This window comes from Lactonifactor longoviformis (assembly GCF_042848515.1).
Classification (GTDB): domain Bacteria; phylum Bacillota; class Clostridia; order Lachnospirales; family Lachnospiraceae; genus Lactonifactor; species Lactonifactor longoviformis.
This window is the reverse complement of record NZ_AP031453.1, coordinates 1,428,491-1,444,428: the sequence shown is the minus strand read 5'-3', so window position 1 is coordinate 1,444,428 and position 15,938 is coordinate 1,428,491. Positions and strand designations below refer to the sequence as shown.

Sequence of the window (15,938 nt, the reverse complement as noted above, 5' to 3'; positions counted from 1 at the left end):
CCATCTATCCTAATCATCCATCCTGCTAAACAGGCAATTTTCATTATAGCACAGCCCCTGCCTGAGATCCAGAAGTTCCGGGGAATCCCTATTGCCGCTGTATAAAAAGCCCGGAGAACCCTTTGGATTCTCCAGGCCTTATGTCCTGCCGCTTTTCTTACCGCTCAAGAAGCCTGCGGATGTTTGTCTCCATATTCCGGAGAGCTTCCTGCTCACTGATCTCTCCCTTCAGAACCCGTTCAATCTCTTTGGGAATCAGAGAGGTATAGATATTATTCTTCCACCGGCTTTCGTCCAGAATCTCAGGCATAAAACGCTTTTTGCTCTGTTCGTAGCACTTTAGGATCAGGCATTTCCAGGGCTCGAGATTCTCCAGATCTGCCCTTCTGTAATATTCTTTCCTCAGGGTTGAGCCGCCAAGAAGAGAGAGAGGAATCCCATTCTGGCTGCCGCAGGCCCACAGAAGAAAATTCTGGGCATCCTCCTGATGGGTGCCATAACGGTTCAACCCCAGACTCCAGCCCCCCAGAACAGGAGCTCCCCCTGGGATCTGGGAATACCCCAGGTTCCCGGCTACTTTTGATTTCGTATAATTATTAATATCCCCGGCATCAGAGTCATAGAGGAGTACCATGGCGCTGTTCCCCCGGGCAAATTCATCTGCCACCTCATTCCAGGAGCAAAGCTGCTTCCCGGAAGTATATTTATAGGAAAGAACCAGATTTCTAAGAGCCGCGGCCGCATTGCTGTCGTTGATGCTCACATCTCCGTTTTCATCAAATACCCGGCTTCCGTAAGACCACAGATGGCAGAGGAAGCTTAGGGCAGTATAGACATTCTCCCCTCTGGGAAGAGAGGCGCCGTACATCACCGGTGACTGGGGATTGTATTCTTTGGTAAAAAACTCCGCAATCAGATTAAACTGGGCCCAGGTCTGCGGAGGAAGAAGATCTTCCTTATATTTTCTTTTAAACCGCATCTGCAGGGCACGGTTTTCAAACAAATCCTTCTGGTAAAACAACAGGAGGGCGCCGGACATGAATGGAATTGCATAGAGAGATTCCACATACATACCGTACTCCTTTACCACCCCATCGATAAACCCCTCGAAATAGCCTCTGTGGTCTTTCCAGAGCGCATCCAGATTTTTTACGCCTCCGCTCTCTATGAGACCTTCCAGCCAGGTAATATCCATCATAAACCCGTCGTAATAGCTGTCCTTTTCCCCGGACTTCTGATAGAGGAGCTCCTCTAACTCCCCGTAGGAATAGAGATCAAAGATAATTTTTCTGCCGCTCTCTTTCTCGTAAATCCTGGACAGCATCTGCAGACTTCTGGAGGAGGAGCAGTCATACATAGCAAATCTCAGATCATGCTCTGCCTTTTTGATTCCTGCGGTAGCAGGCTCTATCTTATCATAGTCTGCATGGAGAAATGTAGTCATATTCTCATGCAGATGAGGCCTTCTCACAGCCTCCAGAAGACGCTCCGCCGTCTTCTGTGCCATAACTTTTGGAGATACGGTAAGCTGGGCGGCAAAGTAACCGGCATCTTCCATCCAGCTGCTCTCTTTCATTACAATCACAGGAATCCCGGGTACCTCCAGTATATCTATGGCCCGCTTTACGCCGTTTGCTATGGTAGCGCTTCCGGCGATTATGCAGTCCAGATGCGGATCTGCGGTATACAATTGGAAAAATGCCTGGAACCCCCGCTCCTGGCTCCCATCTACGACTTTGATGAAGTCGTTTTCCGGATAAAAGCGGTGGTAAATTCCCGACAGATCCTCTTCCTGGAGAAGATCCTTTTCCTGGATCAGACCTACCCGCTTCCAATGGCTGGCCGCACACTCTTCCATAGCCTGTGTAAACGCCCGGCTGTAATCAATGATTATCTTATCCCCGGCAAACTGTTCCGTCTCGCTTCGGCTGATAATCACTGCGGGTACCTTTGACTTTTCAAGAAGAGTTACCGGCTTTCTGCGCTGCACAGAGTACAGGATAATCCCGTCCACACATTGTTCCAGAAAAGCCTCAATGCACTGCTTCTCAATCAGACGGTTATTTCTGCTGAACTTTACCAGGATGTGATATCCTTTTTCTCTCAGAAGGCGTTCCAGCTCGAGTAAAAAGTCTGCCAGATCCGCTTGCAGAATATCCGGCAAGATCACTCCTATGACACCGCTCCGTGTATTTTTCAAGCTTCTGGCATTGGCATCCGGACGGTAGGAAAGCTGTTCCATTGCTGCTTCCACCCTCTGAATCAGCTCTTCGTTCTGGGTCTTTCCATTCAATACATTGGATACCGTCCCCAAAGATACATTTGCAAGCTTTGCAACTTCCTTAATCGTGGCCATATCTGTACTCCTTACTCTTTTTTGCTGCTTTTATTTCTAAACACAGTGATTATAAACACTGTATCATCCTGATTGGGTGATGAAATGTGCCGTTCACAGCATGCCTTTCAGACCGTACTGTGAACAGTTACATCTTATCACATCAGGTTCACCGCCTGCAAGGTTTGCTATTTTTTCTTGGTCTGATTTACAATATCAAAGACCACGGCTGCCAAGAGAACCAGCCCCTTGATGGACTTCTGCCAATCTGTCCCCACACCGATGATGGACATTCCGTTATTCAGGACACCCATAACCAGACCGCCCACAATAGCGCCGCTGATTCTCCCCACCCCTCCGGAAGCGGAAGCGCCGCCGATATAGCAGGCAGCAATGGCATCCAGCTCAAATCCGTCGCCGGCGGTGGGATTGGCACAGTTGATTCTGGCAGAGTATACAATGCCTGCAAAGGCTGCAAGAAGTCCCATATTTACAAAGGTCATAAATTTCACCCGTTTTGTTTTGATTCCGGACAGGGCTGTGGCCCTCTCATTTCCTCCCAGGGCATAGATATGCCGCCCCAGAACGGTCTTCTCTGTTACAAAAGAATAGACAAAAGTAAGTAGCCCAAGAATCAGCAGAATCACAGGTGCACCCTTGAATCTGGTAAACCAATAGGTAGCAAAGGCAATCAATCCTGCCATAACTACAAGCTTCAGGGTATATACCCCGCTGCCTGATACCGCAAATCCATAGGATATCTCCCGCCTTCTCTTCTGCAGCTGCGTGATCAGGAAAACAACAATCAGTGCAGCCCCGATCAGAATGGTAGTCAGGTGTATCTGCGAAGCGCCTCCCACATCGGGAAGATAAGCCTGTGCAATGTACTGATATGCGTCGGGATAGGGACCAATAGTTTTTCCCTGTGTGATTACCAGGGTAAGACCTCTGAAAAACAGCATGCCTGCCAGCGTGGCGATAAAAGCAGGTACCTTTACATAGGCGATCCAGAATCCATGCCATATCCCGATAAGAATTCCCACTAAAAGTCCGATGGCAATTCCCAAAGCCACCGGCATCCTTGCCTCTCCCACCAGGAGTTTGCTGGTCACAGCCCCTACCAGGGCAACCACAGATCCCACAGACAGATCAATGTCTCCGGTAAGAATAATGGGCAGCATGCCAATTGCCAGGATTAATATGTATCCATTCTGCATAAGTAATTTTGATATATTCATAGGTGCCAGAAGCACCCCTTTTGTCAGCCATTGAAACAGTGCGGTAATTACTACCAGGGCAATCACCATCCCATATTTTTTAAAATCCAAATGAAATTTTCTTCCCTGATTCATCTCAGTTCCTCCTGTTGCTCTGTAAAATTGATTTCATAATCTTTTCCTGGGTTGCCTCTTCCCTGGTAAATTCACCGGCTATCCTGCCCTCATTCATAACATAGATTCTGTCGCTGGTTCCCAGAACTTCCGGCAGCTCTGAGGAAATGACCAGAATACACTTTCCCTGTGCGGCAAGCTCATTTATAATGTGATAGATCTCGTATTTTGCCCCCACATCGATGCCTCTGGTCGGTTCGTCCAGAATCAAAAGATCCGGATCTGCGTAAATCCATCTGGCCAAAAGTACCTTCTGCTGGTTTCCTCCGGAGAGGTTATTGGTTGTCTGGAAGATCCCGGGTGCCTTGATTCCCAGTCTTTCTATATATTCTTCAGCCACCTTGATTTCTTCATTTTGATTTACCACCCCTTTGCGGGCCAGCTTGTGCAGGCTTGGCAGGGATATATTCCCCTTGATGCTCTCCTGAAGCAGCAGGCCCAGAGCCTTTCTGTCTTCTGTCAGGTAGGCAATCCCATTCTCTATGGCTGAAGAGACTGTGCTTACATTAATTTCTGTTCCATCCTTTACTACGATTCCCTGTACTCTGGAGCCAAAGCTTCTGCCGAACACGCTCATGGCGAATTCTGTTCTGCCGGCGCCCATAAGACCAGCGATGCCCACCACCTCGCCCCGTTTTATCTTCATATTTATATGGTCAATCATGATCTTGTCTTTATATTCCTCGGAGTATACCACCCAATCCCTAATCTCAAACCGAACTTCTCCAATTTCGGAGTCTCTTGCCGGATACAGGTTCGTCAGCTCCCGTCCCACCATTCCCTGAATAATCCTCTCTTCCGTGATGAGGTCCGAAGCCGCACAGAGCGTTTCCACGGTGCTCCCGTCTCTGAGTACGGTAATATCATCTGCAACCTTTGTCACCTCCGCCAGCTTATGAGAAATAATAATGCCGGTCATGCCGTGATCGTCTCTCAGGCGGAGGATAAGATTCAGCAGACGTTCACTTTCTTCCTCGTTAAGGGCTGCGGTAGGCTCATCCAGTATGAGCAGCCGAACTTTTTTCGCCAGAGCCTTGGCGATCTCTACCAGCTGCTGTTTCCCCACACCAATCTGATTGATCAGGGTCTCCGGTTTTTCCCTCAGCCCCACCAGTTCCATCAGACGTATAGCCTCAAAGCGGCATTTTTCCCAGTCAATCACCCCTTTTTTCTGCTGTTCATTTCCCAGAAAAAGGTTTTCCATAATGGAAAGCTGTGGAATCAGTGCCAGCTCCTGATGGATAATTACAATCCCCTTTTTTTCGCTTTCCCGGATGTCTCTGAACCGGCATTCACCCCCGTCCCATATAATCTTTCCCTCATATGTGCCGTGGCGATGTACACCGCTCAGAACCTTCATAAGTGTGGATTTTCCTGCCCCGTTCTCGCCCACAAGTGCATGGATGGTTTTTTCCCGGACTTTGATATTTACATTATCAAGCGCACGGACACCCGGAAATTCCTTTACTATATTCTGCATTTCCAATAATACCTTTGTCATGCCTGCCTCCCGTGTTCTCCTGTATATGGAAGGGCGGTACTTCTCTGCACCGCCCTTCTCTATGCTTACTTTAATTCAGCTTCTGTATAATAACCGGAATCGACCAGTTTTTCCTGATAATTATCCTTTGTTACTACAATCGGCTCCAGGGCATAGGCAGGAACTACTTTTGCCCCGTTATTATAGGTAGTAGTATCGTTGTACTCAGGCTCTTCCCCGTTCATAAACGCCTGGGCCATAGACGCTACCTGCTTGGCCAGTGCTCTTGTATCCTTGAAAACAGACATAGACTGTTCTCCGGCAATGATAGCCTTCACATTTGCTGTGTCACAATCCTGTCCGGTAATCACAGGGAATGGAAGATCCCCTGAGCCATATCCGGCCGATTTTAATGCAGATTCAGCACCCAGTGCAGTAGAGTCATTGGAACAGAGCACCGCATCTAGTTTCTCTGTTGTGTAATATGCAGTCAGAATATTATCCATTCTGGCTTGGGCTACATCGGTCTGCCATGCGTCCGTTGCGCACTGTTCTCTCGTGGTCTGCCCGGATCTTACAACCAGCTTGCCGCTGTCGATGTATGGCTGAAGAATCTCCATAGCTCCGCCCAAAAAGTAGGAGGCATTGTCGTCATCCAGAGAACCTGCAACAATTTCCAGATTAAACGGGCCATCTGCATGCTCCAAATCCAAGGCGTCTGCGATGTACTGTCCCTGAAGAGCGCCGACCTTATTGTTGTCAAAAGTTCCCACGCAGTCCACATCTTCTGTCTCTGTAATAAAACGGTCATGGGCAATTACTTTAATGCCCGCATCATGTGCCTCTGCCAATACTGCCGAGAGAGCGCTGCCGTCTACCGGCGCAATTATGAGCACCTTCGCACCTTTTGTGATCATATTCTCAATCTGGGAAACCTGCTGCTGTACTTCGTTGTCCGCATACTGAAGATCTACCTCATATCCCATTTCCGTTAGAAATTTGTTCAGATTCTCTCCATCCTGGTTCCAACGCTGCAGAGACTGCGTAGGCATGGATACGCCAACCATCCCCCTTCACTTTTCTCCCCTGAGGATTCGCTGTCCGCCTCCTTCGCGTCTGAGGCCGATGTACTTGCCTCCTCTTTGGTATCCCCGCATCCTGCAAACATAGACAGGCACAGCACAGATGCTGCTAAAACTGCTGCTAACTTTTTCATGTTGTTTCTCCTTTCCCTATGCAATCATAATTTGTTTTTCATGAAACGTTTCATGATTAATTATAAATATAGCACTGATTATTTTATCTGACAAGCTATTTTTACAACTTTGTTTGTTTATTTCAAAAACAAAGGGCAGTTATTGGCAAATCTGCACAATAACTGCCCTGTTTCCTCTGTATTTGGCTTACCTCTGAAGAAGCAATTGTGCTTCATCCGAAGCGGCTTTCAGTTCTTCCTCCCCCTCAAGTATCTCTATGGAAAACTGAATCTTCTCTTTTTCAAAGGGCTGCATGGTATGTAGGTTCTCTTCCTCCCGGGACCTTCCATATACCCCGGAATTGGTTGGTTCCAGTCCCATCACATAGTCCCCTGAAGCAAGGGATTTCCACTGTACAAAATGGGGAAGATACTTCTTCGAAAACCGGATCCTTAAGCCCAACTGCAGCCTTTCATTTATAAGACAAGCAAAGGTATTGCCCTCCCTGTCCCCGGCTAATTCGTGCAGATACACCCGCTCCGGCTCATTATCTGCAGGGGCCTCCATCTGATCCCAGAGTTCCCGGTTTTTCATGGCAGCCTCATCTCTTGGGATTACCTTTTTCGTGGGCAGTATCACTCTGGCCCCCTCATCCAGAAGCGGATAGCCCATGTTAAAGTGATACAAAACCATCATAGGTTCCTCCCGATATGCAAGATTCTCAATCTCGTCGGTAAGCAAAATCTTTCTCTCTCCATATACGGTTTCAATTCTCCGGCTGAGACACATATGATTGCCGAAGAGCTTTCCTTCCCGCATCTGTCCGCTTACGGCTATGCGGTACTTTCCCTCTTCCCACCCGGCGCTTGCGCACAGCTGTTCTCCGGGGGCTGAGCGGACTCTTCCGTGCATGGGATAATAGGCCTCCCCCTCTCTGCAGGCAAGACAGGTATTCTCCAGCCCGCAGGTAAACAAAAGGCCTCCCATAATATTTGATGTTCCCTCTTCCCCGTGGGTATCGTAGTCCATTCTTCCTATAAGACCCTGTTTTGCAAGGAACGAAAGGTTCATCCCCTTATAGGATAATTCGCTGATATCCAGGCACTTATCTCCCATTACCTGAAATCGGAGGGGGCCGTTCTTAATGTCATATCCCTGCATTCCTCTGGCTCTGCCCTCCTGAAATTCTATCTTTCGCACTGCCGCTGTCTGTTGGATATTCCCCACTTTTTTTAGGATTTCATACTGCTCCTTCATCTTATCTACCTCCATATATCGTTTCATGCACTGATACTACCATTTATCATTTTGAATTTCAACTGCATAAATTTAAACAAATCAATTATTTACAAATAGTATTGAAAACTATATAATAGAGAGCAGAGGTGAAGAAATGACAATTAATACAGAAGATATGTTAAACAGCATACTGGCCAGTATCTCCCGGATTGACTATATTAAACCGGAAGATATCCCCGGCATTGATCTATATATGGATCAGGTAACTACATTCATGGAAAAGAATCTCCAATCCTCCAAGCGCTATCCTGAGGATAAGATTCTTACCAAGACTATGATTAATAATTATGCCAAAAATAACCTGCTTCCTCCCCCGGTAAAGAAAAAGTACTCCAAGGAGCACATGTTTCTTTTGATTTTTATCTATTACTTTAAAAATATTCTCTCGATCAACGATATTCAGACACTGCTCCAGCCTATTACCGGCAAATATTTTGATACAGACGAAGACTTTGACCTGACTGCCATCTACAATGAGATCGTAAAACTGGAGATGGATCAGATTGTGCCCCTGAAGAAGGATGTTACCCGCAGGTTTAACCTGGCTAAGGAATCCTTTTCTCAGTGCCCTGAGGATGAGCAGCCATTTCTTCAGCTGTTTTCCTTTATCAGTCTTCTCAGCTTTGATGTCTACGTGAAAAAGCAGTTGATTGAAAAATTAATTGATGAACTGCCCAGAGAAAATAGCAAAGGCAGAGGAAAAGAACCAAAAGAATAGAGATGTGATACGGCCTCAGAAAGAGAGGACAGGAAAGATTTCCAAGGAATCTGCCCTGTCCTCTCTTTCTTTTGCTTTTCCGGAAAATGCCCCCCACAGATAAGATGCCCTCGAAAGCTTCAAGTATGATCACAAGATGCACGAATCTCCCTGGAAAAAATGCTTGACAAAACAAGAGGGGTATACTATCATGGCTTTATGAAACGATTCATGAAATACATAGCATTGTGTTTTCACTAAAACACAGATAAAAATGAATGAAAGAGAGAGGCAAGTACTATGACGGGAAAGGAAAAATTAAAGCTGGCAGTAAACCACGAGGAAGGCCCGCTCCTCCTTGATATTGGCGGAATGCCTACCACTGGGATTCACTGTATTGTTCTGGAGCAGGTCCGGGCGTATCTCGGACTGGAGAAACGCCCCATTAAGATACTGGAGCCGGTGCAGATGCTGGGAATTCTGGACGAGGATATCAGAGAAGCCCTGGGAATTCAGACACAGCCATGCTGGGGGGCCGGCAGTATGCTGGGATTCCCGGTAAAGGACGACTATAAGGAGTGGAGAACCCCCTGGGGACAGGATGTCCTTGTACCCAAGGATTTTGTCACGACTACGGATACAAAAGGAGATACCCTCATATATGCCTGGGGGGATACCCGTTACGAAGCAGCCGGGCGTATGCCCAGAACAGGAGTTTTCTTTGACAATACAGAACGTACCCCTGCGTTTGATGAGGACGATTACCGTCTGGAAGACAATCTGGAAGAATTCGGTCCCGTTTCACAGGAGGATCTGGACTGGCTGGCCCTCCAGCGTTCCAGATACGAAACCTCTTCCGACGTAATTATGGGCAATCTTGGGGGCACTGCTTTCGGTGATATTGCCCTGGTCCCTGGACCTATGCTCAGGGAACCAAAAGGAATCCGGGACATTACAGAGTGGTACGTATCCATTGCATCTAGACCAGAGGTTCTGCATGAAATCTTTGAGTACCAGGCACGCTGCGCGATTGAAAATCTGGAAAAAATGCATGAAGCTCTGGGAGAAACCATCCAGGTTGCCTATATCTGCGGCACTGACTTCGGTACTCAGAAGGGGCCTTTCTGCAGCAATAAAACCTTTAATGACATGTATAAGCCCTATTATCAAAAGATCAACTGCTGGATCCACGAACATACTTCCTGGAAGACCTTTAAGCACTGCTGCGGAAGCATCAAGGATCTGATCCCAGAGCTCATCGACGCAGGCTTTGACTGTCTGAACCCTGTGCAGTGGACCGCTGAGAACATGGACCGGAAAGAAATCAAAAAACTCTACGGAGACCGAATCGTATACTGGGGCGGAGGCATCAACACGCAGAAAACCCTCCCCATGGGCACCTATCAGCAGGTGTTTGACGAAGCCCTTGAGTGCTGCCGAATCTTTGGGAAAGGGGGCGGATTTGTATTTAACACCATCCACAATATTGTTCCCGGGGTTCCCCCTGAAAATGTAGTGGCTCTGGCTGATGCAGTGAAAAAGTACAATCAGGGATAAGAAAGTATATCCCTATTCCTGAGTAATAAAAAATGCTGTCCAGGCCAGTGAATCGGCTGCGGACAGCATTTTGTCTGTTATCTTCATATTTTCTCAGGCCAGATAGCGCACCAGCTGAATCAGCTTGGAAGTAATCCAGAACAAACGGGCCTTTCCCGGGGAGAGTTCTTTTTGGCTGACACCGTCTTTCTCAGCATATGTGTCCGGTCCGGTAACCTCCAGTGACTCCGCCTGCAGCTTATCCATCTTTTCCTCCAGCAGAGAATTGAACTCTTCTCCGCAGATCACCAGCATGGTCTCGGTATCTACATAAGTACTTCTCATATCAAAGTTATAGGATCCTACCACAGAAAGATCGCCGTCTATAAGTATGGATTTGCCGTGGCATGAGTGCTCCCCAAAATACTCATGCACCCTTACCCCCGTTTCCAGGACCTTTCCCTTGTTATGAGTATAGTCCGAAGAAGCCATAAAATTATCGCCGACTGCGGTGGAATTGATGAGCATGTCTGCATTTCCCACAGTTTTTGCAAGCTGTTCCATTCCCTCATACATATCCTGAGAAAATACTGCATAAGGCGTCTGAATAACTACCCTGCTGTCAGCTTCCAGCATCAGCTGCTGCATGGTATACCATACCCATGGTTCCTTTGGCCCTATATTGGTTGGGTTTGCCACAAACGTAGCTTTTTTCACAGGCACAAGTTCTTTTGTCCAGTCAATATCTGTCCCGGTCCCCCGTGTACCAGACAGTTTTTCATATCGAAGAGAAAGCTTTTCTAATTCTTCAGCTGTCTTCCGATCTTCCCGGGACTTCCCCTCAAATACCGGTCTTGTGCATTCCTGATTCCAAATCTTCTGAAAATACTCTCTCACTTCCAGAATTACGTTTTCTGAGGAGGTCTCCCCCTCTTCCTCCTGGTGATACAAAAGAACTTCTCTGTCATATCCCTTGTTCTTTTGAGGATAATTTCCTATAAAATAATCGAACATATTTCTGCCGCCCATAAGGAGCAGCTTGTTGTCAATCAGCACATATTTGTCATGCATTCTTCCATTGATTGTCCACGGCTTCAAAAGATTAGGCTTATTATAGTACCTGATCTCCAGATTTGGGTGGCTCCCTGCAGCCTGAAAAATACCCTGTCCATCCATATGAAGCATTCCGTACAGACCGTCCACAATGACCTGCACTCTTACCCCCCGATCCGCCGCCGCCAACAGAGAAGCAAAGATATCCGATGTGCTTTTTCCCGGACGGATATCAAAGGTAGAGATCACAATGCTTTCTTTTGCCTCTTCAAACATAGCCAGGCGCACATCCAGGGCCTCTTCATTTGTCTCCGCAATCTGCGCCCAGTCACTGCCTGCGGATGTCTGCCCAAAGGACTCTGTATTCAATTTTTCCAAATACGTCTTCTTTACTTTTTTTGTATGTATAAATGGAATACAAGCTCCTACAATCTCATACAGCAGTACAGCCAGCAAAAGGAGCAGCAGTATTTTTAATTTCTTTCTCACTTCTGACTCCCGCCTTCCCTGTTCATCTTACTAAATACGGGAATATAAAGAAGAAACGACAGCAGCATCAGCGCACCGCTGATTCCGATAAGGATATTTGCCCCGGTCATCGGAATATTGGGGATCAGTATCAGCAAAAACATAACCAGATACAGCACGGCTGTGCAAACCTTTCCGAACCACATAGCCCCGTTAAGCATCTTGCCTTTTCTTAACATCAGAATTCCCATAATCCCCATAAATCCCTCTTTTATTACAAAGAGGACTGCAAGTGCCGCCATCAGGGGAAACCGGAAGGACAGAGAAAGAACAATGGCTCCCTGTGTTAACTTGTCCGCAATGGGATCCACTGCCTTTCCCAATTTGGTTACCATATGAAACTTTCTTGCCACAAATCCATCTAAAAAGTCAGTAATCCCTGAGATTCCTATAATCACCGCGGCTATGCGGTAATCTTCTATAGAATCTGCAGTCAGATATCTCCAGACAATGACAGGGATAAGCAGTATCCTGAAATACCCCATCAGATTCGGAATAGAAACAATTTGTTTTTTCAGCGGCAGTTCTTCTGTCATACTAACGCCTTCTTTCTCTATGACATTTCCTGAGTCATCTGCTGTTTCATCTCCAGCACATAACCGGAAAGCTCTGTAATTCTCTCATCGGTCATACGGTTCACCGGGGCAGAGATACTAAAAGCATACTTTGCCTTACCTTTAAAATCAGTAAGACAGGCAGCAATGCAGCGCACTCCTTCCTCATTTTCCTCATTATCCAGGGCATAGCCCCTTTTTCTTATCTCTTCCAGATCCTTCAGAAATCTGCTGTAATCTGTAATGGTATGAGGAGTAAGCCTGTGAATATCACTGGCTTCCCACAACTTTTTTACAGCCTCCGGCTTCATGGTTGCCAGCAAAGCCTTCCCTACGCCGGAACAGTAGAGAGGGATACGGCTGCCCACCTTTGACACCATCCGCACAGAATTCTGGTGAGATTCTACTTTATCAATGTACACCGCCTCTGTCCCGTCTATCTGGACAAAATGTACGGTCTCACCGGTCTGCTGCATCAGCCTCTTAAGATGTGGGCGGGCTATTTCCAGCACATCTACCTTGTTCAGAACTTTATTGGATATTTCCAGAATCTTAAAGGTAAGACTGTATTTTCCCGTCTCCTGATCCTGCCGTGCGTATCCCATATAGATCAGTGAGTTTAAGAGCCTGTGAACCGTACTTTTATGAAGGTTCAGCCTGTTGCTTAAGTCAATCAGCCCAGCCGGCCCTGTCTCTGCCAATGTCTCCATCACCAGAAACAGCCGGTCCGCTACCTGGATGGGGTTCTTTTCTTCTGCCATATGTTATCTCCTGATTTTGCAGTTTATCTATGCTGCTTTGTGTATTTCCTTAGATTGAAACATATTGTAACACGTTATGATTAGAAAGTAAATATTTCTCCCACCCGCTTGACATTCCTCCCTTGTGTAGTATAATTCTACTATAAATATTATATCGTGGAACTAAGTTTTATATTATGAAACAAAGGAGAGTAAGAAAATGCACAAAGTATTAGAACAAATTCAAAAAATTGGTATTGTTCCTGTAGTGGTTCTGAAAGACGCAAAAGACGCCCTTCCTCTGGCAAAAGCCCTCTGCGAAGGAGGCCTTCCCTGTGCCGAAGTTACCTTCCGCACCGATGCTGCCGAAGAGTCTATACGGATTATGTCGAAGGCTTTCCCGGATATGCTGATCGGCGCAGGCACCGTACTGACTGCTGAGCAGGTGGACCGTGCAGTAGCTGCAGGCGCCCGTTTTATTGTAAGCCCCGGCCTGAATCCCGATATTGTCAGACACTGTAAGGAGAAAGGGGTTCCCATCACCCCAGGTACTTCCTCCCCCAGCGACGTGGAACAGGCCCTCTCCCTTGGCCTTGATGTAGTAAAATTCTTCCCCGCTGAGGCATGCGGCGGATTAAGTATGATTAAAGCTATGGCTGCTCCTTACACAAATATGATGTTCATGCCAACGGGCGGCATCAGCGCACAGAATCTGAACAGCTATCTGGCCTTTCCCAAAATTCTGGCATGCGGCGGAAGCTGGATGGTAAAAGGGGATCTCATTGACGCCGGAGACTTTGACGCTATCCGCCGTCTGACCCGGGAAGCGGTAGAAACTATGCTGGGCTTTGAATTAAAGCATGTAGGCATCAACTGTCAGAATGAGGAAGAGGCTGATCACACGGCATCTTCTTTTGAAAAGTTATTTGGTTTTGCCAAAAAGACAGGTAACAGTTCTGTTTTCGCGGGCACCGCTGTGGAGGCTATGAAAAGCCCTTATCTGGGCGCTAACGGCCACATTGCCATTGGGACCAATTCTGTAGCTCGTGCTATGCATTATCTGGAGTCCCAGGGATTTACTTTTAATATGGATTCCGCCAAATATAAGGGGGACCGCATGACTGCCATATACCTGAACGGGGAAATCGGCGGATTTGCCGTTCATCTGGTACAGAAATAGCCGCTGTCCCTGTCTATCCCGGAGAGATTGCACCTATGACTTTTGTCTGAGGCGCAATCTCTTTTTCTTGCTTCCTCCCCATTAAGATGCTGTTAAAATACCGAAATAAGACTAAGCAGAATTAAAAATTTATGATATGTTAAAAAACGTACCACAAAAGAACAAGATCAAGGGAGGAATATTTGTGACTATATCACTGAGTGAGTTTTTTAGCTTTCTTGCAGAAAGTCCCGCGTTGGTCATTACTGTTCTGCTTACACTTGCTGTTGTTTTAGTAAACGGATGGACCGATGCCCCCAATGCCATAGCCACCTGTGTATCCACCAGATCCATGGGCCCCAAAAATGCTATTCTTATGGCAGCCGTATGTAACTTTCTGGGTGTATTTGCCATGACTGCAGTGAACGCAAGTGTGGCATCCACCATCTATCATATGACAGATTTCGGCGGAAATACACAGGATGCCCTTACAGCCCTTTGCGCTGCTCTGGTTGCCATTGTCACCTGGGCCACGGCCGCCTGGAGGTTCGGGATTCCCACCAGTGAGAGCCATGCCCTCATTGCCGGCCTGTCAGGCTCTGCCATCGCACTCCACGGTGGGCTGCAGGGAATTAACCCTGCAGAATGGGTAAAGGTTTTATACGGACTTTTGCTTTCTACATTGCTGGGGTTTCTTTCCGGATGGATCAGCGCAAGGATGGTAGCGGCAGTCTGCAGGAATCAGGACAGGGAACGCACCACCCCCTTCTTCCGTAAGGCCCAGATTGCAGGAGGTGCAGCAATGGCCTTTATGCACGGTGCCCAGGACGGACAGAAGTTTATGGGCGTATTCATGCTGGGGATTTTCCTTGCAAAGGGACAGGATACTGTAACCGCTTTTCAGATTCCTCTGTGGCTCATGATTCTGTGCAGCCTGGTGATGGCTATAGGCACTTCCATCGGGGGATACCGTATTATAAAGGCTGTAGGGATGGATATGGTCCGGTTGGAAACCTATCAGGGATTTGCCGCAGATTTGGCAGGTGCTGCCTGTCTTCTGCTCTCCTCACTTACCGGCATCCCCGTATCCACTACCCACACAAAAACCACTGCTATCATGGGGGTAGGGGCAGCCAAACGACTGTCTGCAGTGAACTGGAATATAGTAAAAGAGATGATATTGACCTGGATCCTCACCTTTCCGGGCTGCGGACTGATTGGATTTATCATTGCTAAATTATTCATGTATATTTTTTAAAGGAGAAATGACCATGCCGTCGAGAAAAGAAAACAATTATTATAATATGTTTATAGAGAATGTTATATATGCCTGCAAAGCTGCTGCTCTGCTTCAGAAATGCTTTGACAATTTTAATCCGGAACATTTACCACGGCAGATGGAAGCCATGCATCAAATCGAACATACCGCCGATTTGGCCAAGCACACTATGATGAAGCATCTCCACCGGGAATTTCTGCCCCCCATTGACAGAGAGGATATCATGGAACTGTCCGAGACCATAGACGATGTCACCGACTGCATTGAGGATGTAATGCTCCGCCTGTATATGTTCCATATCACTGGACTAAGAGAAGATGCCGCTTCGTTTGCGGATCTTATATGCAGTTGCTGTGAAGCTCTGCTGGATATGATGGAAGAATTCTCTGTATTTCACAAATCAAAAGTTATAGGAAGTAAAATAATCGAAATCAACCGCCTGGAAGAAAACGGCGACCGGCTGTATATGGAAGCCATGCACAGGTTATACGTCAGCCCCTCCTCTTCCACAGAAACCTTCACATGGACTTCCCTGTATGACTGCCTCGAAAAATGCTGCGACAGGTGTGAACGAGTGGCAGCTGTGGTGGAGAGGGTGATATTGAAGAATAGTTAATTTATATCTAAAGTTCAGATATATGGGAAACGGATGGTGGGTAGGATTGTACTTTCCCATATAAAGGCAAAAGCA

General features: G+C 47.0%; 14 protein-coding genes. 5 read left to right on the top strand and 9 right to left on the bottom strand.

The genetic code is table 11. From position 1 onward, the window contains the following. Positions 1-157: 157 nt before the first annotated feature. The 6 genes from ACGHCT_RS06650 to ACGHCT_RS06625 form a co-directional block, all read right to left on the bottom strand. Entirely contained in the window at positions 158-2,356 is a 2,199-nt protein-coding gene (locus ACGHCT_RS06650) for an extracellular solute-binding protein (protein ID WP_390438992.1), read from the bottom strand. A 167-nt stretch (positions 2,357-2,523) separates the two neighbouring features. Next, complete coding sequence (gene mmsB / locus ACGHCT_RS06645) at positions 2,524-3,687, bottom strand: multiple monosaccharide ABC transporter permease (protein WP_390438990.1); 1,164 nt, start codon at positions 3,685-3,687, stop codon at positions 2,524-2,526. A gap of 1 nt (position 3,688) precedes the next feature. Next, positions 3,689-5,227 carry a multiple monosaccharide ABC transporter ATP-binding protein gene (mmsA, locus tag ACGHCT_RS06640; protein WP_390438988.1) on the bottom strand — a complete coding sequence of 513 codons (1,539 nt, stop codon included), beginning with the start codon at positions 5,225-5,227 and terminating at the stop codon, positions 3,689-3,691. A gap of 65 nt (positions 5,228-5,292) precedes the next feature. Beyond that, complete coding sequence (chvE, locus tag ACGHCT_RS06635) at positions 5,293-6,273, bottom strand: multiple monosaccharide ABC transporter substrate-binding protein (protein ID WP_390438986.1); 981 nt, start codon at positions 6,271-6,273, stop codon at positions 5,293-5,295. Next, a complete protein-coding gene (locus ACGHCT_RS06630; RefSeq protein WP_390438984.1) occupies positions 6,210-6,422 on the bottom strand; it encodes a hypothetical protein in 213 nt (70 codons plus the stop codon). The genes chvE and ACGHCT_RS06630 overlap by 64 nt, the downstream gene beginning before the upstream one ends. A 187-nt stretch (positions 6,423-6,609) precedes the next feature. Beyond that, positions 6,610-7,686 carry an aldose 1-epimerase family protein gene (locus tag ACGHCT_RS06625; RefSeq protein WP_390438982.1) on the bottom strand — a complete coding sequence of 359 codons (1,077 nt, stop codon included), beginning with the start codon at positions 7,684-7,686 and terminating at the stop codon, positions 6,610-6,612. Positions 7,687-7,795: 109 nt separating this feature from the next. On the opposite strand from ACGHCT_RS06625, the gene ACGHCT_RS06620 reads away from it, so the two are divergent. Together ACGHCT_RS06620 and ACGHCT_RS06615 are read left to right on the top strand one after the other, a co-directional pair. Further along, positions 7,796-8,419, top strand: coding sequence for a DUF1836 domain-containing protein (locus tag ACGHCT_RS06620; RefSeq protein ID WP_390438980.1), 624 nt, complete (start codon positions 7,796-7,798; stop codon positions 8,417-8,419). A gap of 279 nt (positions 8,420-8,698) precedes the next feature. Then, the gene (locus tag ACGHCT_RS06615) at positions 8,699-9,955 is read left to right on the top strand and encodes a uroporphyrinogen decarboxylase family protein (RefSeq protein ID WP_390438978.1); all 1,257 of its coding nucleotides are present in this window, start codon (positions 8,699-8,701) and stop codon (positions 9,953-9,955) included. A 93-nt stretch (positions 9,956-10,048) separates the two neighbouring features. Here the strand turns inward: ACGHCT_RS06615 and ACGHCT_RS06610 are convergent, their stop codons facing one another. From ACGHCT_RS06610 to ACGHCT_RS06600, 3 genes are read right to left on the bottom strand one after another with little or no spacing between them, the layout of a single operon-like run. After that, positions 10,049-11,476, bottom strand: a complete 1,428-nt coding sequence (locus ACGHCT_RS06610) for a phosphatidylserine/phosphatidylglycerophosphate/cardiolipin synthase family protein (RefSeq protein WP_390438976.1) — start codon at positions 11,474-11,476, stop codon at positions 10,049-10,051. Beyond that, positions 11,473-12,051 carry a CDP-alcohol phosphatidyltransferase family protein gene (locus ACGHCT_RS06605; protein ID WP_390438974.1) on the bottom strand — a complete coding sequence of 193 codons (579 nt, stop codon included), beginning with the start codon at positions 12,049-12,051 and terminating at the stop codon, positions 11,473-11,475. The genes ACGHCT_RS06610 and ACGHCT_RS06605 overlap by 4 nt, the downstream gene beginning before the upstream one ends. A 17-nt stretch (positions 12,052-12,068) precedes the next feature. Further along, positions 12,069-12,830, bottom strand: a complete 762-nt coding sequence (locus ACGHCT_RS06600) for an IclR family transcriptional regulator (protein ID WP_390438972.1) — start codon at positions 12,828-12,830, stop codon at positions 12,069-12,071. A 199-nt stretch (positions 12,831-13,029) separates the two neighbouring features. On the opposite strand from ACGHCT_RS06600, the gene ACGHCT_RS06595 reads away from it, so the two are divergent. The 3 genes from ACGHCT_RS06595 to ACGHCT_RS06585 all read left to right on the top strand — a co-directional run bounded on the left by ACGHCT_RS06595 (position 13,030) and on the right by ACGHCT_RS06585 (position 15,863). After that, positions 13,030-13,989 carry a bifunctional 4-hydroxy-2-oxoglutarate aldolase/2-dehydro-3-deoxy-phosphogluconate aldolase gene (locus ACGHCT_RS06595; RefSeq protein WP_390438970.1) on the top strand — a complete coding sequence of 320 codons (960 nt, stop codon included), beginning with the start codon at positions 13,030-13,032 and terminating at the stop codon, positions 13,987-13,989. Between the two features lie 184 nt (positions 13,990-14,173). Then, positions 14,174-15,226: an anion permease gene (locus ACGHCT_RS06590; RefSeq protein WP_390438968.1), complete on the top strand. Its 1,053-nt coding sequence runs from the start codon at positions 14,174-14,176 to the stop codon at positions 15,224-15,226. Positions 15,227-15,239: 13 nt separating this feature from the next. Then, complete coding sequence (locus ACGHCT_RS06585; protein ID WP_390438966.1) at positions 15,240-15,863, top strand: DUF47 domain-containing protein; 624 nt, start codon at positions 15,240-15,242, stop codon at positions 15,861-15,863. Positions 15,864-15,938 lie beyond the last annotated feature (75 nt).